Below are 18886 nucleotides of genomic sequence, written 5' to 3'. Positions count from 1 at the left end.
TCTGCACTACCTGAATTTTTCGAGGACATCCGCAATGAGTTTGACCGAAGCCCGCTTTCACGATCTGGTTGATGCCGTACAGGAAGCGGTGGAAGACATCTTCGATGACAGCGACATAGATCTTGACCTGGAGAACTCGGCAGGTGTGCTGACCGTGCGTTTTGAAAACGGCACGCAGTTGATCTTCAGTCGCCAGGAAGCGATCCGCCAGTTGTGGTTGGCGGCCCGCTCCGGTGGTTTTCACTTCGATTACGATGAGCCCAGCGAACGCTGGATTTGCGACAGCAGCGATGAGTTGCTGGGTGAAATGCTCGCCCGCATCACCCTTGAGCAATCTGGAGCCAGTCTTGAGTTTGAAGAACTCTGAAACCCAATCCGACGAGGCGCCCGAGCGGGTTGTGACGGTTACCGCGTCGCCCTGCGTTCGCCAGTGTTGCCTGGACGACCGCGATGTATGCCTGGGTTGTGGCCGTGCGCTCAACGAAATTCTCGAGTGGAGCAGTGTCGATGATTCGCGTCGACGGATTATTTGCCACAGTGCCCAGGAGCGTTTGCGGCAGCGCCAATCCTGACCACCCTGTCTTGTTTATTTGAGCGGCTGTGATACGGTCAAGTCATCTTGCGCAAAACCCCGTCTCTATTCAGACGGGGTTTTGCTTTTTATACACCCTGTTAAGGAGCGTTGAGCTGACCATGACAAGTGCACCGCCAATCACCATTACCCGTCTCGACGTCCAGCGTTTGGAGCGGTTACTCGACGGTTTGAAAGAATTCGGCCCAGGTGCTGTCGCCCTGCAGGCCGAACTGGACCGGGCCGACGTAGTCGCTCATGACCAGGTGCCTGCCGGGGTAGTTACCATGAACTCGCGGGTGCATTGTCGCGAAGAAATCAACGGCAAGGATTATCACCTGACCCTGGTCTATCCGCAGGATGCCGGTGGCGAAGGCTGTGTGTCGGTCCTTGCGCCGGTCGGCAGCGCGCTGCTCGGGCTGAGTGTCGGCCAGCACATCGACTGGACTGCGCCCGGTGGCAAGGTGCTCAAGCTGACGCTGCTGGCGGTGGAATATCAGCCGGAAGCGGCTGGCGAATACAACCGCTGAAACATTGCCCCTCCGCCGGCCTCGCCCCTCAGGCTTTATTCAGCGCGGCATTGAGCGCCGCTTCCAGGCGGGCCTTGTAGCGCAGGTAATGAACTGTCTGTGCTTGTCCATCGCCCAGTACAGCGGACAGGTCAAGGTCGGTGATGTAGCACGGATAGCGTTCGCCCTCGCGGCGCTGGGCAAGGATATGCCGGGCCACGGCGCTGTAGAGGTCGCCGGCGTACTCCAGCTCAGAAAATTCACGATGGTTGCAGTACAGGGTTACGTGGACACGCTTGCCGTCGACGGGCTCGATAATCGCCTGCACATCGTAGAATGGGTGGCTCACGGGGGCTTGTGGCGGTGAGCGCAGCTCCACCTGGCGAGCCCGCTGCGGCGCCGCCGGGGATACCTCGTAATAGCGCACGTCTAACCCATCCAGCGGCGCCTGGCCGTCCAGCGGCAGCATGGCATTGCGCCGGTATAGCAGCGATTGCAGGAAGCGCTGCAGTGGCGTCAGCAGGCTTTGCTCGTCGCGAAACGGCACGCTTTGTCGCCATAGCGCATTGTGTTCATCGAGCAGGGTCAGTTCTGCCAGGCCGTTGCTCTCGTGGCGCCGGTAGAACACCTGGATACATGCGGGGCGGCCGAGCGGCAGGATCAGGGCCAGGTCGTCGTTTTCCAGTGCATGGCGGTCCAGGTGCAGTTTGCTGTAGCCCGGCTGCTCCTTGCCGAGGTGTTCGAGCAGTGCTGGCATGCCTGTCAGTGCGGTGTGACTGACCTGCCCAGGCGTCAGTTCGAGCAGGTGGTATTGCTGCCTGATTTGCAGCAGGTAGCGGTTGTGTTGCGCCCCCGCGAAGTTGGCGAGGGTGTCGCGAAACAGTTCCTCAACCCGCTCGGCAATCGCCGTGGCGCGGTTGCGACAGAAGCAGCGTACCCGCAGGTTGGGCGCGTCGCCGTTGGCCGGCAGACTGTTGAGAAAGTCGCGCAGGCAGTCGAGCAGTGCATGGGGGCCGTCGTAGCGACTGACCAGTAATTCGTTCCAGCTGTTCAGACTGACCTGGTCGATGGTCAAAATCAGGTTCTCACGCACTCCGGAATAGCCCAGGGCGTCGGTGCGCTCGGTGGTCATGTGCACATTCATCTGGCTGTGTTGCTTGAGCGGGTCGATGCCGACATTGACCAGCAGCAGCACTTCACCGGGCACGCTGGCGCGCAGCAGCGCACTTTCCTCTATTGCTGGCAGCGGCAGAGGCATCATCTGTTGCAGGCTGGCCAGCAAATTGGACAGCTCGAACTCGCCCAGGTCGCTGTCGCCTGGGTGTATTGATAGCCGCGTACCTGTGTCGATCACGCCATTGCGGTGGCACCAGGCAAGCAGTTCGACCAGTTCACGGGCGCGCTTGAGTGGGGCGAAATCTGCCCATTCTTGTGCGCCGAGGCTGCCGCCGTACAACGCCCAGGGATTATCGTCGCCGGCTTCGGTGCTGGGGCTCTGCACCAGGGTCAGGGTGTCTTCGCCCAAATCTGGAGCGATACCGGGATTGATGAACTCGATCTTGCCGGCCTTGCGCTCGAAAGCGGCATACAGGCGGCGGCCGAGCACGCCGAGGTCGCGGCTGTTGAGCGAGCTGCCGGCCTGGGCGTCACGGGCGAACTGGGAGAGAAAGCGGTAACTGTAGGTCAGCTCGTTGACCAGGGCGCGGCGCTCGGCGCTGACCTGACGCACCTTCCACTGGCTGCGGCTGTCGAGCATCGCCAGTTGCCGGCTGTCCCAGTTCCAGTCGCCGGTCAAGCGCTCGAGCAGCAGGCGTTGCCAGCTCTTGCGGCGGTCGCGCGGTGGTCGGCTGAGTCTTTTATTGATCTTCAGGTACAGGCAGCGGCGGATCAGTTCCAGGCGTTCGGTTTCGCCGCGCCCGCTCAGGTATTCCTCAATGCGACGGTAAACCACGATGTAAGGGTCGAGTTCGTCGAGGTCAAGGTGATTGCAGAAGACTGCCTGCTTGAAGCGCAGCGCCAGGCATTGCACGTTGGGGTGTTCGCTGGCGTAGACCTCGGTAAGCAGCAGCTTGAGGACCGATTTGTAAGGTGATTCGATGCCCTTGTAGAGCTGCCACATGCCCGCGCCGATAAATTCGCCCGGCGGAATCTGCGCCAGATGGCCGAGGTCGAGCACCTCCTCGGCGCGGATGAAGCGCTTGCTCAGCAAGATGCCGATGTACTCGTGGTAGCGCTGCTCTTCGTACACCGGAACCAGCCACCAGAGCGGGGTGCGCCCGGCCAGCCAGATCGCCGTGCGGTAAAACTCGTCGAGCAACAGGTAGTGCTGGGTGGTGCCACAGTCGTCCGAGGTCAGCTGCGCCTCGCGGTCGCCGACAGTAAAGCGCAGCGGGTCGATCAAAAAGAAATGTGCTTCGGCGCCCTGGGTCGCCGCCCACGCTTCGAGCTGGTCGCACTTCTTGCGCAGCTCGGTGATTTCCTGGGCGCTGAGGTCGGGCGCGTGACACACCCACAGGTCCATGTCGCTTTGCTCGGCCTGGGCCACGGTACCGAGGCTGCCCATCAGGAACAGTCCGTGGAGCGGCAGTGCGCTGCCGCCGCGACGGGCCTTATAAACGAAAGAGCGGGTCAGTCGCTGCGCTTCGGCGAGCAGCTCTTCACCCGGCTCGAAGCCGCTCAGGCCGGCCGGCGTCAGCCCGGATACATAACCCGGCAGGAGGGGATGATTGACGTGAAACAGCAGCGGCAGCAATTTCAGAACCAGCTGCTGGCGGGTCGACAGTGCCTGCATGGCGCGCTGCAGGCGACCGTCATTGACCTTGAGAAAGCGCGCGCGCAGTTGAGACAGCACCTTGCGGTCGATACCTTCATCGATATCCGGGCGGATTTCCTGGGTACGGCTCATGCGCAGGCTCGGCGGACAATTTGCCAGGACTGGCAGGTAGTCATGGCATTACGGGTAAAGGCACCCGGTCACCCGCAGCCTGGCCTGCCGAAGCAGGCGGCGCGAGTAGGTAGGGTGAGTCAGGCGGTTTCGGTCACATTGAGAATCGTCAGCAAGACTTGTGCGTGTTCGGCTGCGTCCAGACCCAGGCTGGTCAGGTAACCGCCGTCTTCCTGGGTGACCAGGCCTTTGGCGTGCAGGCGTTTGGCTGCGGCAATCGCTTGCGGCGCGGCAACATGGTGAACCTTGAGACCTTCCTGGGTGTTGCCCAGGTTAAACAAGGCGAGAAGATCCAGTTCAGCAACCAGCTCAGGGGTAAAAGACATAAGTGCTCCAGGTTCTTATAAACATGGGCCGGGCAACGCGTGTGCCCGACTGGTTGAGTCCCGCATGGGTGAAGCAGGCAGCGGGTGTTTGCAGTGTAGCGAGACGCGCGGCTGCGCGCGCGTGCTATCAGCGACAGCGTCTTCGGGTCAGGCGGTTTCTTTTGGCAACTCAGGCAGGGCACGCAGGGCTTGTTCGTACGCCGCGCTATCGAATGGCCGATCAGCGTCGAGCATGGCCCGGACTTCATGGGCCAGCACCATCGCCATCATGTGCAGGATTTCTCCACGCTCGTAGCCCACCAGGCTCAGCTTGTTCAGCGTCGCCAGGGCAGCAGGCGGCTCTGCGGCTTCGATCTGATTCTCGATGGCCTGGATCAGCGTTTCTTCGGCAAAGGCTTCGTCTTCGTTTTCGTCGTGTTCGCTCATGGTTGGCTTATCCGGGGGCTGAGGGTGCAGTGTGCCAGCGTGACAGCGACCGCGCCATTCACCAGCTCGATTCGGCTGGATGTCAGGGTGTACCTGGGTCTATAACTTTATCAATACATCCACTGGCCTGGAGCCTGACAGCATGTTCAAACTATACGGATTCCCCGTTAGCAACTACTTCAATATGGTCAAGCTTGCCTTGCTGGAAAAAGGCTTGGAGTTCGAGGTCGTCACCCTTTACGGCAACCAGAGCGAGGAATGCCTCAGTATCAGCCCACGCGGCAAGGTGCCGGTGCTGGGGGTAGAGCAGGGTTTCATCAGCGAAACCAGTGCGATTCTCGAGTATCTGGAAGACTGCGCCGGGGGCCAGGCATTGCTGCCCGGCGAGCCATTCGCCCGCGCCCGGGTGCGCGCGCTGATGAAGGAAATCGAGCTGTATATCGAGTTGCCTGCGCGGATTGGCTACCCGGAAGCATTCTTCGGTGCGGAGATTTCCTCCGCCTTGAAAAGCAAGTGCAAAGCCGAGCTGTTGGCCGGGATCGACACGCTCAAGCGTCACGGCAGCTTTAGCCCTTATGTGGCGGGCGACAGCTTCAGCCTGGCCGATATCTACTTCCTCTACAGCATCGACCTGGCGTGTGGGGTGGCGAAGAAGCTGTTTGGTCTCGACTTGCTGGCCGATTTCTCCGCGGCCCGCGAGTTGCTCGTGCTGCTTAACCAGAATCCGCACGTCAAACGCATCGCTGCGGATAAAGATGCAGGAATGGCGGGCTTCATTGCGATGGCGCAGGCCAAAGCCAAAGGCTGAGTTCACGCGGCGCAGGACGCGCCGCGTAACGGCCGGTTAGCGGTTAGCGACTGCCCAGCAGCGCCTGGCCGCGCTGGACCGCTGCGCGCACCTGGTTCGGTGCCGTGCCACCGATGTGATCGCGGGCGTTGACCGAGCCTTCCAGGGTCAATACCGCAAACACATCCTGTTCGATCTGGTCGCTGAACTGGCGCAGTTCGTCGAGGCTCATCTCGGCCAGGTCCTTGCTGTTGTCGACGCCATATTTAACCGCATGGCCGACGATTTCGTGGCAGTCGCGGAACGGCAGGCCACGGCGCACCAGGTAGTCGGCCAGGTCGGTGGCGGTGGAGAAGCCGCGCAGCGCCGCTTCACGCATGATCGCGTGCTTGGGCTTGATCGCCGGGATCATGTCGGCGAAGGCGCGCAGCGAGTCGCGCAGGGTGTCGGCGGCGTCGAACAGTGGCTCTTTGTCTTCCTGGTTGTCCTTGTTGTAGGCCAGTGGCTGACCTTTCATCAGGGTCAGCAGGCCCATCAGCGCGCCGAATACCCGGCCAGTCTTGCCGCGTACCAGTTCGGGTACGTCGGGGTTTTTCTTTTGCGGCATGATCGAGCTGCCGGTGCAGAAGCGGTCCGGCAGGTCGATGAACTGGAACTGTGCGGATGTCCACAGCACCAGCTCTTCGGAGAAGCGCGACAGGTGCATCATGGCGATCGATGCCGCGGCGCAGAATTCGATGGCGAAGTCACGGTCCGATACGCCGTCCAGCGAGTTGCCGCCCACGGCGTCGAAGCCGAGCAACTGGGCGGTGACGTCACGCTGTATCGGGTAGGTGGTGCCTGCCAGTGCCGCCGAGCCCAGGGGCATGCGATTGGTGCGTTTGCGGCAGTCGACCAGGCGCTCGTAATCGCGGCTGAGCATTTCGAACCAGGCTAGCATGTGGTGACCGAAGGTTACCGGTTGCGCGGTTTGCAGGTGGGTGAAGCCGGGCATGATGCTCGCCGCTTCGCGTTCTGCCTGCTCCAGCAGGCCCTGCTGCAGGCGGGTGATTTCGGCCAGGATCAGATCGATCTCGTCACGCAGCCACAAGCGGATGTCCGTGGCGACCTGGTCGTTGCGCGAGCGGCCGGTGTGCAGCTTCTTACCGGTCACGCCGATGCGGTCGGTGAGGCGCGCCTCAATGTTCATGTGCACGTCTTCGAGATCGACACGCCAGTCGAACTGACCTGCCTCGATCTCGATCTGGATCTGCTTCAGGCCGTCGACGATGCTGTCGCGTTCGGCGTCCGTCAGTACGCCGACCTTGGCCAGCATGGTCGCGTGGGCAATGGAGCCCATGATGTCGTGGCGATACAGGCGCTTGTCGAATTCGACGGAAGCGGTAAAGCGGGCGACAAATGCATCGACTGGCTCGCTAAAGCGGCCACCCCAGGATTGATTGGTTTTTTCAGTGCTCATGGGCTTCGCTCGGCTAATGCGCTAAAACAGGCGGGCCGCAGGTGGCGGCCGGCCTGGCGGAAAAAGTCTGCGGATAATAACAGGCTGACGGGCAAAATCGCCGGATCGGTTTGTCGCTCGCAGCCAGCGGCAACCGACCGGACAGTGATGCGTGGCTCACAGTTTGCCGAGGCAGAGCGTATTTCAGCCTTTTATTTGCTGCGGCGAGCGCCGGCTCACTTGCCGCCTGGTCGAGCCACGGGGAAACTGCCTAGATGCATACTCAATGGTTGAACAATAAAAACATGTCCGCACCCATCGACGATTTCTTCGTCCCGGAACTGTGCGAGCCGGAAGCGCTGCTGAGCATGGTCTTGCTGGCCGAGCTGCTGGTGCTGGTACTGGTGCTGGCCGAGCCGATGCTGCCGGGTTTCGACTGGGTGCGCCTGGCGCTGACCTCGCTGTTTGTGCAGTGGATCCTGCTGCTGTCGGCGGCCCTGCTGTGTCGTTTGCGGCCACTGCTGGCACGCGGGCGACCGGCTCTGGCGGGTGCGTTGTGCTGCCTGATCGTGGTCGGGCTGACGCTCGCGTGTACTGCAGTGGCCGACTATTACGACCTTGGCGGGCCGCTGCCGCATGCCGGCGAGGTCAATCTTTACCTGCGCCATGCCTTGATCAGCATGATCATGTCTGCGCTGTTGCTCCGCTATTTCTATCTGCAGAGCCAATGGCGTCGTCAGGAGCAGGCCGAGTTGCGCGCGCGCATTGAATCTCTGCAAGCGCGAATTCGTCCGCACTTTTTGTTCAACAGCCTGAACAGTATCGCCAGCCTGGTGGTGATCGATCCGTTCAAGGCCGAGCAGGCGGTGCTGGATCTGTCCGACCTGTTTCGTGCCAGCCTGGCCAAACCCGGCAGCCTGGTGCCCTGGAGCGAGGAGCTGGAACTGGCCAAACGATATTTATCAATTGAACACTATCGTCTCGGCGAACGACTACAGTTGCAGTGGGAGGTGATGGATGTGCCGGACGATTTGCCGATCCCGCAGTTGACGTTGCAGCCATTGCTGGAGAACGCCTTGATCTATGGGATTCAGCCGCGTATCGAAGGTGGCTTGGTGAGAGTTGATGCGAGCTATACCGACGGGGTGTTCCAATTATGCGTCAGCAACCCTTATGAAGAGCTACGCGAGCAGCCGCCTTCGCGTGGGACGCGACAGGCTCTGGCTAATATCGATGCGCGTCTTGCGGCACTTTTCGGGCCGCGGGCCAGTCTCAGCGTGGAGCGCCGAGACGGCCGCCACTTCACTTGTCTACGCTATCCTTGTGCGAGACTTACGCAGGAAGCCCGTGCCCTATGAATGTCCTGATCGTCGATGATGAACCCCTGGCCCGTGAGCGCCTCAGCCGCATGGTCGGTGAGCTCGATGGCTACCGTGTCCTCGAACCGGCCGCGAGCAATGGCGAAGAGGCACTGACGCTGATCGACAGCCTCAAGCCGGATGTCGTGTTACTGGATATCCGCATGCCGGGGCTGGATGGCTTGCAGGTTGCCGCCAAACTCTGTGAGCGCGAAGCGCCGCCGGCGGTTATTTTCTGTACAGCCCATGATGAATTCGCCCTGGAGGCGTTCAAGGTCAGTGCGGTGGGTTATCTGGTTAAACCCGTGCGTGCCGAGCACCTCAGTGAGGCCTTGAAAAAAGCCGAGCGGCCAAACCGTGTGCAACTCGCCGCCCTGACCCGTCCAGCCGCAGAAAGCGGGGCTGGTCCGCGTACCCACATCAGTGCGCGCACCCGCAAAGGTATCGAGTTGATTCCCCTCGATCAGGTGATCTTTTTCATCGCCGACCATAAGTACGTGACCCTGCGCCATGTCGGCGGCGAAGTGCTGCTGGACGAACCGCTGAAGGCGCTGGAGGATGAGTTTGGCGATCGCTTTGTGCGCATTCACCGCAATGCCCTGGTTGCCCGCGAGCGCATCGAGCGCTTGCAGCGCACCCCGCTCGGGCACTTTCAGCTATTTCTCAAGGGCCTCAATGGCGATGCGCTGATCGTCAGCCGTCGCCATGTGGCTGGCGTGCGTAAGTTGATGCACCACCTTTAACGCGCTCTGGGCAGGGCAGGCCGGTTTCATCGGCCTGCCATTAGCCGCTTGGCCGCTGGGGCGGCGTTGGTCTGGATCGGCGTGAATCGAGCGCTGTCCAGCCTGCTGCGTTAGCCTGTTATTATCCTCGGCAGTTCGTTTTCTGGAATTGCCCAATGCCCCTTGAAATCCGTATCGCCACCCGTAAAAGTGCCCTGGCCCTGTGGCAGGCCGAACACGTCAAAGCCCGTCTGGAACTGGCTCATCCCGGGCTGATCGTCAGCCTGGTGCCAATGGTCAGTCGCGGCGACAAATTGCTCGATTCGCCGCTGGCGAAAATCGGCGGCAAGGGGTTGTTCGTTAAGGAGCTGGAAACCGCCCTGCTTGAGAATGAGGCCGATATCGCCGTGCATTCCATGAAGGACGTGCCCATGGACTTCCCCGAAGGCCTGGGTCTGTACTGCATCTGCGAACGCGAGGATCCGCGTGACGCCTTCGTTTCCAATACCTATGAAAGCCTTGAAGCGTTGCCTGCCGGCAGCGTGGTCGGCACCTCCAGTCTGCGTCGTCAAGCGCAGCTGCTGGCGCGTCGGCCCGATCTGCAGATCCAGTTCCTGCGTGGCAACGTCAACACCCGTCTGGCCAAGCTGGATGCGGGCGAGTACGACGCGATTATTCTTGCTGCCGCTGGCCTGATTCGCCTGGGTTTTGCCGCGCGTATTCGCGCCTCCATCAGTGTCGACGACAGCCTGCCAGCGGGCGGGCAGGGTGCAGTCGGCATCGAATGTCGCAGCGCCGATGCGCAGATCCATGCCTTGCTGGCGCCGTTGAATCACCACGAGACTGCCTTGCGCGTCAGCGCCGAGCGAGCGCTGAACAAGCACCTCAACGGCGGCTGTCAGGTGCCGATCGCCTGCTATGCGCTGCTCGAAGGCGAGCAATTATGGTTGCGTGGCCTGGTGGGTCAGCCCGATGGCGGCTTGCTGTTGCGCGCGGAAGGTCGTGCGCCGGCGGCGCAGGCTGAGCAGCTCGGCGTGCAGGTTGCCGAGGCGCTGTTGGCACAGGGCGCGGCGGGCATTTTGCAGGCCGTCTACGGCGAGGCCGATTCCGAGTGAGCAACTGGCGTCTGCTGCTGACCCGTCCGGCCGAGGAGTGCGCGGCGCTTGCCGCGACTCTGGCTGAGCAGGGGATCTTCTGCAGCAGTCTGCCGTTGCTGGCGATCGAGGCGCTGGCCGAAACGCCGGAGCAACGCGCGATCATGCTCGGGCTGGAGCGCTATTGCGCGGTGATTGCGGTGAGCAAGCCGGCCGCGCGATGTGCCCTGCAATTGCTCGACCGTTATTGGCCGCAGCTGCCGGCTGATCTGCCCTGGTTCAGTGTCGGTGCGGCCACTGCCGAAATCCTCAGCCATCGGGGCCTGAACGTTGATTATCCCGAGCATGGCGATGACAGCGAGGCCTTGCTCGCACTGCCGCAGTTGCAGCAGGCGCTGACGGCGGCAGCCACGCCTCGCGTGCTGATTTTGCGCGGCGAGGGTGGTCGCGAGTTGCTCGCCGAGCGCTTGCGCGGTCAGGGTGTAGATGTCGACTATCTGGCGTTATATCGCCGCCTGTTGCCGCACTATCCGCCAGCAACACTTGTCGAAAGGGTGCGCGATGAGCGCTTGAATGGCCTGGTGGTCAGCAGCGGGCAGGGTTTTAGCCATTTGCTTGAGTTGGCTGGCGAGCATTGGGCAGCGCTGGCTCGACTACCCTTGTTCGTACCTAGTCCGCGCGTGGCTGAACAGGCACGGGCTGCGGGCGCTAAAATTATTGTGGATTGCCGGGGCGCAAGCGCCACGGCGTTGCTGGCGGCGTTGCTGGCGCAACCTGCCCCTGACCTCTAATGCAAAGGATGGATACGTGAGCGAAGCGACTACCCCTAAAGAACAACAGCCGCCGACAGCGGAGGCGCCCGCTGTTGCACCGCCAGCCCCGGCGGTAAAACCACAGTCGCGTGGTAACAGCCTGATCGTGTTGGCCCTTTTGCTGGGCGTAGCAGGCGCGGCGGCAGGGGGGTGGAGCCTGTGGCAAATGCGTAGCCTGGAGCTGCGCGACCAGCAGCAGCTCAGTCAACTGGAGGCTGCGCGCAGCCAAACCGAGGCCCTGGCCAAGAGCGCCCAGGCACTGGATGCGCGTCTGCAGCAACTGCCCGGTGCCGATGAGCTGGACGCTCGCCGCCGCCTGGTGGCGCAGTTGCAAGGCGATCAACAGCTGCTCAATCAGCGCTTGGCAACGGTTCTCGGTGCCAGTCGTCAGGATTGGCGTCTGGCTGAGGCGGAGCATTTGTTGCGTCTTGCCAGCCTGCGCCTGTCGGCTTTGCAGGATATCGACAGTGCAGAGGCTTTGGTGCAGGGCGCCGACGAGATTCTGCGCGGGCAGGATGATCCCGCGGCTTTTGCGGCGCGTGAGCAACTGGCCAAGAGCCTCGAGGCATTGCGCGCAACCGTTAACCCCGATCGCACCGGGCTATTCCTCCAGCTGGCGGCATTGCGTGAACAGGTGGCGCAGTTGCACGCGCTGCCCCCGGCCTTTGTCAGTTCCGGTGGGGCGCTCAGTGATCTGGCTGCCGAGGGTGATGGCAGCAGTTGGTGGGCTGAGTGGCTTGAGGTCCTGTCGCAGTATTTCCGGATCGATTTCAGCGCCGACGAGAATATTCGCCCATTGCTCGCCGGGCAGAGTCTGACCCAAGTGCGCCTGGCCCTCAGCCTGGCTCTGGAGCAAGCGCAGTGGGCGGCGTTGCACGGCCAGACGCCGGTTTACCGGCAGTCGCTGCTGCAGGCACGCGAGGTGCTGGATGCACATTTCGACCTGGAGAACCCCAATAGCCGTGCCTTGCGCGCCCGCGTCGATGAATTGATCGAACAGCCCGTCGAGGTGGTTGCGCCTGATCTGAGCAACTCGCTCAACGCGGTGCAGGCCTATATCCAGCGCAAGCAGTCAGCCCGGGAGCAAATCGAGACTGACGCCCCTGCAGAAGCCCTGCCGGATGTGGAGGAGGCCCGCCCATGAAACGCGTTTATCTGCTGCTCGTCGTGCTGGCGGTCGTTGCTGGGCTGGCGTTGCTCGGCCTGGCTGTAGCCGAGCACAAGGGCTATGTCTTGTTCGCCTACCAGGGTTTCCGCTACGAATCGAGTTTGTGGGCATTCCTGGCATTAGTCGCTGTGGCCTGGCTGTCGCTCTATCTGCTGCTTTTGTTGCTGCGACTGGTAATTGCCTCGGGTGGACTGGTCAACCCATGGTCGCGCCTGCATGGCCGCCGTCGGGCACGCCTGGCCCGTGAGCAGGGCTTTCTCGATCTGGCCGAGGGTCGCTGGGCAAATGCCTTGCGCCATTTGCGCCGCGCCGCCGAGGTCGAGAAGCAACCCTTGGCTTATTATTTGGGCGCCGCTCGCGCCGCGCATCAACTGGAACAACACGAAGACGCAGAGCAGTTGCTGGAGCAGGCGCTCAAGCGCCAGCCTCAAGCCGAGCTGGCCGTTGCCCTGACCCATGCCGAATTGCAAATGGCGCAGGGGCAGGTCGATGCGGCGCTGGAGACCTTGCAGGCGATGAACGAGCGTCATCCCTACCACCCGCTGGTCCTGCGTCAGTTGCAGCAATTGTATGTGCAGCGCGGCGATTGGTCGGCACTGCTCGGCTTGTTGCCGGCGTTGCGCAAGGGTAAGGCACTCGCTGATGCCCAGCTAAACGAGCTGGAGCGCCGGGCCTGGTGTGGTCGGTTGGCGCATGCCGGGCAGGGCGATGAAGGCGACAAGGCAGAAACCTTGGCGGTGCTGGCAAAGGCTTGGCAACATTTGTCAGCGGCGCACCGCCAGGAGCCGGAGCTGCTGGCTGTATATGCTGAGCGGTTGCGCGTGCTGGGTGCAGAGCCCGAGGCCGAAGAGCTGCTGCATGCGGCGCTCAAGCGCAGCTATGACAGTCGCCTGGTACGACTCTACGGCCTGCTGCGTGGGCGCGATCCCGCGCGCCAGTTGCACGCTGCCGAGGGCTGGTTGAAACAGCACCCGAGTGATGCAAGCCTGCTGCTTACGCTGGGTAGGTTGTGTTTGCAGTGCCAGTTGTGGGGCAAAGCCAAAGACTATCTGGACGCTAGCCTGGTGTTTCAGCGCCACCCGGAGACCTATGCGGAGTTGGCGCGTCTGCTGGCCCAGTTGGGTGAGATCGAGCAGAGTAATCGCCTGTTTCAGGAAGGCCTGGGGTTACTCGATCCGCGCCTGAACAGCCTGCCTCGCTTGTCTGCTCCATCCGCCAACTGACGTTGCTGAGGGCTGGCCGGAATTCTCCGGTCGGCCTGCCGTTCGCCTGGTTCGATTGATTCCGCTGGAAACTGATAGGGCGCAGGTGACATGGCGCGTCTGACAGTACGCCTATTCGGTTGATGTCGATCATGGTCTGGGCGGATTAACCAACCCGCGCTGGGCAATATGGCTTGCGTATGTTGTAGTGCTTGGCGTGACGGGGCAGGCTGAGTTGTTCCGTGGTTGACAGTGCGTATGACGTGGATTAAACGCTCGTATGAAATCTGTCGGTTGCGCGCCTTGATGGTGCAGGTTCGCGGGCATAGTCTGGCTCGTACGTACCGCCGGAAAGTCGCCGCTTCATGACTGTTTTTTCAAGACCATGTGCCGATTGACAAAAAACCGTCTCGGACCAGGCGCATAACAGAAATACCGATAAGGGAAGTGAGGCCATCATGCTCGATAGTTGTCAGAACGCTCAGGAACGTTGGGGTGGTGTGAACCTGCTGATCGACCGCTGGTTGCAGGAACGCCGGGATCTGGTAATGGCCTACACGGCCATCAGCAGCTCACCACAAGCGCCGATTACCAATGAGCAAGCGCTGCAGAGGTTCTGCGAAATCCTGGTTGATTACGTGTCCGCTGGACATTTTGAGGTCTACGAGCAACTGACCAATGAGGCCAAGGCCTTTGGTGATAAGCGTGGTCTTGAGCTTGCCAAGCAGATATACCCGCGTATTGAGGTGATCACCGAGGTGGCGCTGGCCTTCAATGATCGCTGCGACAATGACGAGTCTCACGATAGTGTGCCTCTCGCTGAAGAGCTCCAGCGTTTGGGGCAACTGCTGCATGAGCGTTTCGAGTTGGAAGATTGTCTGATCGAAGTGCTGCATAACGCCCATCAGCAGCACGCCCAGGCTCCGGCCTCTGTGCTCTAAGCGGTTCTCAATAGCGCGCCCTCAGCCCCCCGTCAAAACTGTTGCGCCGGCCCTGCTTGCGGCGCGGCCGCGCAGGTAGCCGGCGGCTGCCTGGTTTCACTTCCGGGCAGGGCTTGGGGTGAAGAGCCACGCGAGACACGCCTTTGTCTGCGCTCAACGCTGCGACTAATCGTTTCACAACACGCAATGGCGATATGCCCATTGTCCCGGTCGGGCAATTTGTCGACGTGCGGACGGCTTCGTGGGTTTCCGGTTGCGCAGTGCTAAGCGGGGGGTGACCGAACGTGCCATCTACAGCTTTTAGCGCAATCTCCTCTAGCCTGCAGGTAAGCACTCTTAATCAAGGTGTCTGAATGAATTTTCCGCCGAAAGCGGCGAATTTGTGTCAGGCATTCGCTCGACTGCCGTGTGGGCGCTAGCGACTGGCGAGTCAGGCGTCTAGTATGAGTCGCATCTACATCCGCCCGGAGGCGTGTCATGTCGGCCACAAAGAAAATCAAAAAGAAATCTGTAAGTACCCCGCTGCATTTGCTTCATCAACTGTCCAGCAGTTTGCTTGAGCATCTTGAAGATGCCTGTTCACGAGCGCTGACCGATGCTGAAAAGCTGCTTGGTAAGTTGGAGAAGCAGCGCGGCAAGGCTCAAGAGAAACTGCACGATGCTCGCGTCAGCCTGCAGGATGCTGCAGCGGCAGGCAAAGCCAAGGCGCAGGCCAAAGCCAAGGACGCAGTGGCTGAACTCGAAGAGTTGCTCGATACCCTCAGGGATCGGCAGACGGAGACCCGCAATTATATTGTTGGACTCAAGCGCGACGCCCAGGAAAGTCTGAAACTCGCCCAAGGCGTGGGTAAGGTCAAGGAAGCAGTCAACAAGGTGTTGGGTAGTCGTGATGCCAAGCCGGCCGCTCCGGCAAGCAAACCTGTTGCCAAGCCCGCAGCCAAAGTTGCTGCCAAGCCGGTTGCCAGTAAGGCTGCTGCAAGCAAGCCTGCTGTTGCTGCTGCCAAACCGGTCAGCAAAGCGCCGGCCAAGCCTGCGGCAAAGTCAGTCGCTGCTCCTGCTGCGGCCGCCAAACCGGTTGCCAAAGCGCCGGCCAAGCCGGCAGCGAAGCAGCCACTTGCCAGCAGCGGTGCCAAGCCCGCAGCCGCCAAGGCCCCTGCCAAAACAGTGAGTAAGCCGGTGGCGAAACCTGCGGCTAAAGCGGCAGTCAAGCCCGCGGCGAAAAAGCCTGCGGCCGCTAAACCGGCGGCACCAGCCCCGGTTGTCAGTACGCCCGCAGTGCCTGTCGCGGCCACTGCAGTACCTGCAGGCAGCACCCCGCCTAAAGCGTCCTAAGCATGTTGGGCTGCGACGCGCAATAAATGCAGTGCGTCGCGGTCAGCTGGCGTGCTGGCCAGGGCTAGTGTGTGCAACCAGCCGTGCGCATCCTCGGACGCATCGTTCGGCCAGTCGTGGCTGGATAACGCCAGGCGCTGCAGCAGTTCGCGCTCGGCTGCCAGTTCAAGTTGTTTGATCTGCTCGCGCAGTGCCGCCAAGGCACTGTCGTGTTGCGAGGCTGCGCGCCATTGCAGGCGCAGGCGCCTGAGTTCACCGACGACCTCGCGTTGCCAGGGTTGCGTTATGGCGCGCAGGCAGTCGGCTCGTTCGGTATTGCAGGCCACGCCGCGGCATTCGAGCCAGGCGGCGCAGAGTAGCAGGCAGACATCGTTACCCTGAGCCTGCAGGTGCAAACAGGCGGTCTCCACGCTTGGGCGGCGATAGAGTGTTTCGGCGAAACGCCACAAGTCAGTATCCATAGTGCTTTCCGAGTGTGCGGCGGGCGACTCTGGTAGACTCCGCGGCCATTATGATTCGACTCCTGAACCTTACTTTACAGCGTGGCCCGCAACGTCTGCTAGAAGACGCCGAGCTAACCCTGCATCCCGGCCAAAAAGCCGGCCTGATCGGCGCCAATGGTGCCGGCAAATCCAGCCTGTTCGCTCTGCTGCGCGGCGACTTGAGCGCGGACGCGGGCGATTGCCTGATTCCCGCCGACTGGCGCATTGCCCATATGCGTCAGGAGATCGACGCCGTCGAGCGCCAGGCGGTGGACTATGTGCTCGATGGCGATGTGCAGCTGCGCAAGGTGCAAGCCGAACTGGTTGTGGCTGAGGCCGCGCACGATGGCGTAGCGATTGCGCGCCTGCACACCGAGCTGGATAACCTCGATGGTTATGCCGCCGACGCCCGCGCGCGCAAATTGCTTGCCGGCCTTGGGTTTGAAAACACGCAGATGGATCGCCGTGTCGGCGATTTTTCGGGTGGCTGGCGCATGCGCCTGAACCTGGCTCAGGCATTGATGTGCCCATCCGACTTGCTGCTGCTTGATGAGCCGACCAACCACCTGGATCTGGATGCGATCCTCTGGCTGGAGGGCTGGCTGCAGAGTTACCCAGGCACCTTGCTGCTGATTTCCCACGATCGTGATTTTCTCGATGCAGTCGTCGATCACATTGCTCACGTCGAGCAGCGCAAGCTGACCCTCTACCGCGGCGGCTATTCCGCCTTCGAGCGCGCCCGCGCCGAGCGCCTGGCCCAGCAGCAGCAGGCGTACGACAAGCAGCAGGTGCAGCGTGCGCACATGGAAAAATACATCGCCCGCTTCAAGGCCCAGGCGACCAAGGCGCGCCAGGCGCAGAGTCGAATCAAGGCACTGGAGCGCATGGAAGAGTTGTCGGCGGCGCATGTCGACTCACCGTTCGATTTCAGCTTCCGCGAGTCCGACAAGATTTCTAGCCCGCTGCTTGACCTGAGTGAAGGTCGCCTGGGCTATGGCGACAAGGTAGTGCTTGAGCAGGTCAAATTACAGCTGGCGCCGGGAGCACGCCTGGGTTTGCTCGGGCCCAACGGGGCTGGCAAATCAACCCTGATCAAGAACCTGGCAGGCGAGTTGCAGCCCATCAGTGGCCGTCTGCAGCTTGGCGAGAATCTGGTGGTTGGCTATTTTGCCCAGCACCAACTCGATGCTCTCGATGACAAGGCCAGTCCGCTCCTGCATTTCCAGCGTCTGGCGCCGACTGAACGCGAACAGACGCTGCGCGACTTTCTCGGTGGCTTCGACTTCCGTGGTCCGCGTTGCGACGAGCCTGTAGTGAATTTTTCCGGCGGTGAAAAGGCGCGTCTGGCCCTGGCCTTGATCGCCTGGGGCAAGCCCAACCTGTTGCTGCTCGATGAGCCAACCAACCACCTCGACCTGGAGATGCGCCTGGCGTTGACCATGGCTCTGCAGGAGTTTTCCGGCGCAGTAGTGGTGGTATCGCATGATCGGCACCTGCTCAAGAGCACCACCGACGAGTTCTTGCTGGTCGCCGATGGTCGGGTGCAGCCGTTTGACGGAGATCTTGAAGACTATGCGCGCTGGTTGAGCGATTACCGGGTGCGGCAGGCGCCAGTCAGCACTAGCGAAGGCAATCTGGATAAAACCGACAAGCGTGCTCAGCGCCAGGCTGCCGCTGCGTTGCGTCAGCAGCTGGCGCCGCTCAAGCGCGAAGCCGATAAGCTGGAAAAAGAGCTTGGCCTGCTTCATGTAAGCCTTGCTGCCGTTGAGACTCGCCTGGGCGACAGTGCGATCTACGATGCCGCGAGCAAGAGTCAGCTGCGCGACGCACTGGCCGAGCAAGCCACGTTGAAAAGCCGCGAAGCCGATCTGGAAGAACGCTGGCTGGAAGCACTGGAAACCCTCGAGGCTGTGCAGGCTGAGCTGGAGGCCGCCAGTTGAGTAGCGAAATATTCGGCTGGGAATGGTTGAGCGCCTACCGCGAGCCGCTACTGAGTGGCGCTCAGGTGTTGCTGATTGTGCTGCTGGCGTGGCTGTTGCAACGCTTGCTGGTGCGCGGCCTGGGGCGCTTGGGTGCGCGTTACCCACAACTGCCGCCAGGCCTTTTGCTGCCGCTGCGCGGCGGCCTGCGTTGGCTGATTGTGGGCAGTGCCTTGATGTTAGTGCTGGAGCGACTGGGTGTTTCCGCGCAGGTGCTGTGGACGGCGCTCACCGGCTTTGTTGCTGTCGCGGCGCTGGCGTTTTTCGCCATTTGGAGCGTGTTGTCCAATATGTTTTGCGCGCTGCTGATCTTCGTCCTGACGCCGTTCCGGATCGGCGACTGCATCGAGGTGATTGAGAGTGCCGACAAGCCAGGGGTCAGGGGGCGGGTCCTGGAAATCAACCTGTTCTACACCACTCTCGAAGATCTCACCGGCGATGCGCCCGGAACCTGGGTGCAGGTTCCCAACAGCCTATTCTTCCAGAAAGCCGTGCGCCGCTGGCGCAATGGCGAACTTCCCAGCGCTCGTAAACTCGAGAGCTAACGTCTGTTAATCACGGGTCGCTTTTCTGGCCCTGGCTGACCTGGCAATAGCCGACACCATCATCTTTGTTTCGATCCTGCTTAGCCGGCTGCCCAAGGCCCAGCAACCCTGCGAAGGCTTTTCGCTCTTATCCAGGGGGCACTCGAACCGCGCTGTCATTGCTGATCGTGGTCACAAGGAAGCTATTGCCGCGGTGAAATTGCGCAAGGGTTCACCAGGCTGATCCACAGCCTGGGCGAGTGATCGGGCA

The 18886-nt window shown here is 61.5% G+C and carries 19 protein-coding genes; 14 read left to right on the top strand and 5 right to left on the bottom strand.

From position 1 onward, the window contains the following. Nucleotides 1-34 precede the first annotated feature (34 nt). The 3 genes from cyaY to rnk all read left to right on the top strand — a co-directional run bounded on the left by cyaY (nucleotide 35) and on the right by rnk (nucleotide 1101). Nucleotides 35-367, top strand: coding sequence for an iron donor protein CyaY (cyaY, locus tag Q8K09_RS14670; RefSeq protein ID WP_305255718.1), 333 nt, complete (start codon nucleotides 35-37; stop codon nucleotides 365-367). Then, the gene (locus Q8K09_RS14665) at nucleotides 348-572 is read left to right on the top strand and encodes a DUF1289 domain-containing protein (protein ID WP_370869543.1); all 225 of its coding nucleotides are present in this window, start codon (nucleotides 348-350) and stop codon (nucleotides 570-572) included. Before cyaY ends, Q8K09_RS14665 begins: the two co-directional genes overlap by 20 nt. 121 nt (nucleotides 573-693) lie before the next feature. Then, a complete protein-coding gene (gene rnk, locus Q8K09_RS14660) occupies nucleotides 694-1101 on the top strand; it encodes a nucleoside diphosphate kinase regulator (RefSeq protein WP_305255717.1) in 408 nt (135 codons plus the stop codon). Nucleotides 1102-1129: 28 nt separating this feature from the next. Here rnk and Q8K09_RS14655 read toward each other — a convergent pair whose 3' ends face one another. From Q8K09_RS14655 to Q8K09_RS14645, 3 genes are all read right to left on the bottom strand, one after another. Beyond that, complete coding sequence (locus Q8K09_RS14655) at nucleotides 1130-3985, bottom strand: class I adenylate cyclase (protein WP_305255716.1); 2856 nt, start codon at nucleotides 3983-3985, stop codon at nucleotides 1130-1132. A gap of 119 nt (nucleotides 3986-4104) precedes the next feature. Then, entirely contained in the window at nucleotides 4105-4350 is a 246-nt protein-coding gene (locus tag Q8K09_RS14650) for a TIGR02647 family protein (protein WP_305255715.1), read from the bottom strand. 147 nt (nucleotides 4351-4497) lie between these two features. After that, nucleotides 4498-4776 (bottom strand): hypothetical protein, encoded by a 279-nt coding sequence (locus Q8K09_RS14645; protein ID WP_305255714.1) that lies wholly within the window; start codon nucleotides 4774-4776, stop codon nucleotides 4498-4500. Between the two features lie 142 nt (nucleotides 4777-4918). Here Q8K09_RS14645 and Q8K09_RS14640 point away from each other — a divergent pair, with 142 nt between their 5' ends. Beyond that, nucleotides 4919-5584, top strand: a complete 666-nt coding sequence (locus Q8K09_RS14640; protein WP_305255713.1) for a glutathione S-transferase family protein — start codon at nucleotides 4919-4921, stop codon at nucleotides 5582-5584. Nucleotides 5585-5627: 43 nt separating this feature from the next. On the opposite strand, the gene argH is transcribed toward Q8K09_RS14640, so the two are convergent. Continuing rightward, nucleotides 5628-7022: an argininosuccinate lyase gene (gene argH, locus Q8K09_RS14635; protein ID WP_305255712.1), complete on the bottom strand. Its 1395-nt coding sequence runs from the start codon at nucleotides 7020-7022 to the stop codon at nucleotides 5628-5630. 254 nt (nucleotides 7023-7276) lie between these two features. Here argH and Q8K09_RS14630 point away from each other — a divergent pair, with 254 nt between their 5' ends. The 8 genes from Q8K09_RS14630 (at nucleotide 7277) to Q8K09_RS14595 (ending at nucleotide 15630) form a co-directional block, all read left to right on the top strand. Next, nucleotides 7277-8359: a sensor histidine kinase gene (locus Q8K09_RS14630; protein ID WP_370869542.1), complete on the top strand. Its 1083-nt coding sequence runs from the start codon at nucleotides 7277-7279 to the stop codon at nucleotides 8357-8359. After that, nucleotides 8356-9102, top strand: coding sequence for a LytTR family DNA-binding domain-containing protein (locus Q8K09_RS14625; RefSeq protein ID WP_305255710.1), 747 nt, complete (start codon nucleotides 8356-8358; stop codon nucleotides 9100-9102). The genes Q8K09_RS14630 and Q8K09_RS14625 overlap by 4 nt, the downstream gene beginning before the upstream one ends. 155 nt (nucleotides 9103-9257) lie before the next feature. Next, nucleotides 9258-10196: a hydroxymethylbilane synthase gene (gene hemC, locus Q8K09_RS14620; RefSeq protein ID WP_305255708.1), complete on the top strand. Its 939-nt coding sequence runs from the start codon at nucleotides 9258-9260 to the stop codon at nucleotides 10194-10196. Beyond that, nucleotides 10193-10966, top strand: coding sequence for a uroporphyrinogen-III synthase (locus Q8K09_RS14615; protein WP_305255706.1), 774 nt, complete (start codon nucleotides 10193-10195; stop codon nucleotides 10964-10966). The genes hemC and Q8K09_RS14615 overlap by 4 nt, the downstream gene beginning before the upstream one ends. Before the next feature lie 16 nt (nucleotides 10967-10982). Further along, the gene (locus Q8K09_RS14610) at nucleotides 10983-12131 is read left to right on the top strand and encodes a uroporphyrinogen-III C-methyltransferase (protein WP_305255705.1); all 1149 of its coding nucleotides are present in this window, start codon (nucleotides 10983-10985) and stop codon (nucleotides 12129-12131) included. Continuing rightward, the gene (locus Q8K09_RS14605; protein WP_305255704.1) at nucleotides 12128-13378 is read left to right on the top strand and encodes a heme biosynthesis HemY N-terminal domain-containing protein; all 1251 of its coding nucleotides are present in this window, start codon (nucleotides 12128-12130) and stop codon (nucleotides 13376-13378) included. Before Q8K09_RS14610 ends, Q8K09_RS14605 begins: the two co-directional genes overlap by 4 nt. A 437-nt stretch (nucleotides 13379-13815) precedes the next feature. Next, the gene (gene rsd / locus Q8K09_RS14600; protein ID WP_305255703.1) at nucleotides 13816-14298 is read left to right on the top strand and encodes a sigma D regulator; all 483 of its coding nucleotides are present in this window, start codon (nucleotides 13816-13818) and stop codon (nucleotides 14296-14298) included. Nucleotides 14299-14775: 477 nt separating this feature from the next. After that, nucleotides 14776-15630, top strand: coding sequence for an AlgP family protein (locus tag Q8K09_RS14595; RefSeq protein ID WP_305255702.1), 855 nt, complete (start codon nucleotides 14776-14778; stop codon nucleotides 15628-15630). Here Q8K09_RS14595 and Q8K09_RS14590 read toward each other — a convergent pair. Then, nucleotides 15627-16091 carry a TIGR02444 family protein gene (locus tag Q8K09_RS14590; protein ID WP_305255701.1) on the bottom strand — a complete coding sequence of 155 codons (465 nt, stop codon included), beginning with the start codon at nucleotides 16089-16091 and terminating at the stop codon, nucleotides 15627-15629. The genes Q8K09_RS14595 and Q8K09_RS14590 overlap by 4 nt on opposite strands. Nucleotides 16092-16141: 50 nt before the next feature. Between Q8K09_RS14590 and Q8K09_RS14585 the strand changes: the two genes are divergently transcribed. Together Q8K09_RS14585 and Q8K09_RS14580 are read left to right on the top strand one after the other, a co-directional pair. Next, entirely contained in the window at nucleotides 16142-18052 is a 1911-nt protein-coding gene (locus tag Q8K09_RS14585; protein WP_305255700.1) for an ATP-binding cassette domain-containing protein, read from the top strand. Beyond that, complete coding sequence (locus tag Q8K09_RS14580) at nucleotides 18049-18636, top strand: mechanosensitive ion channel domain-containing protein (RefSeq protein WP_370869541.1); 588 nt, start codon at nucleotides 18049-18051, stop codon at nucleotides 18634-18636. The genes Q8K09_RS14585 and Q8K09_RS14580 overlap by 4 nt, the downstream gene beginning before the upstream one ends. Nucleotides 18637-18886: the final 250 nt, after the last annotated feature.

Origin of the sequence: Pseudomonas sp., from assembly GCF_030683065.1 — a bacterium.
In the GTDB taxonomy this organism is placed as follows: Bacteria; Pseudomonadota; Gammaproteobacteria; order Pseudomonadales; family Pseudomonadaceae; genus Aquipseudomonas.
The sequence above is the reverse complement of the archived record's forward strand: the minus strand, read 5'-3'. Positions and strand labels throughout refer to the sequence as shown.

Bases quoted from the DNA above. Each gene is read 5' to 3' on its own strand.
- Q8K09_RS14605 (WP_305255704.1), top strand. From the start codon at position 12,128: ATGAAACGCGTTTATCTGCTGCTCGTCGTGCTGGCGGTCGTTGCTGGG.
- Q8K09_RS14640 (WP_305255713.1), top strand. From the start codon at position 4,919: ATGTTCAAACTATACGGATTCCCCGTTAGCAACTACTTCAATATGGTC.
- Q8K09_RS14625 (WP_305255710.1), top strand. From the start codon at position 8,356: ATGAATGTCCTGATCGTCGATGATGAACCCCTGGCCCGTGAGCGCCTC.
- Q8K09_RS14650 (WP_305255715.1), bottom strand. From the start codon at position 4,350: ATGTCTTTTACCCCTGAGCTGGTTGCTGAACTGGATCTTCTCGCCTTG.
- argH (WP_305255712.1), bottom strand. From the start codon at position 7,022: ATGAGCACTGAAAAAACCAATCAATCCTGGGGTGGCCGCTTTAGCGAG.
- cyaY (WP_305255718.1), top strand. From the start codon at position 35: ATGAGTTTGACCGAAGCCCGCTTTCACGATCTGGTTGATGCCGTACAG.
- rnk (WP_305255717.1), top strand. From the start codon at position 694: ATGACAAGTGCACCGCCAATCACCATTACCCGTCTCGACGTCCAGCGT.
- rsd (WP_305255703.1), top strand. From the start codon at position 13,816: ATGCTCGATAGTTGTCAGAACGCTCAGGAACGTTGGGGTGGTGTGAAC.
- Q8K09_RS14630 (WP_370869542.1), top strand. From the start codon at position 7,277: ATGCATACTCAATGGTTGAACAATAAAAACATGTCCGCACCCATCGAC.
- Q8K09_RS14590 (WP_305255701.1), bottom strand. From the start codon at position 16,091: ATGGATACTGACTTGTGGCGTTTCGCCGAAACACTCTATCGCCGCCCA.
- Q8K09_RS14645 (WP_305255714.1), bottom strand. From the start codon at position 4,776: ATGAGCGAACACGACGAAAACGAAGACGAAGCCTTTGCCGAAGAAACG.
- Q8K09_RS14585 (WP_305255700.1), top strand. From the start codon at position 16,142: ATGATTCGACTCCTGAACCTTACTTTACAGCGTGGCCCGCAACGTCTG.
- hemC (WP_305255708.1), top strand. From the start codon at position 9,258: ATGCCCCTTGAAATCCGTATCGCCACCCGTAAAAGTGCCCTGGCCCTG.
- Q8K09_RS14595 (WP_305255702.1), top strand. From the start codon at position 14,776: ATGTCGGCCACAAAGAAAATCAAAAAGAAATCTGTAAGTACCCCGCTG.
- Q8K09_RS14655 (WP_305255716.1), bottom strand. From the start codon at position 3,985: ATGAGCCGTACCCAGGAAATCCGCCCGGATATCGATGAAGGTATCGAC.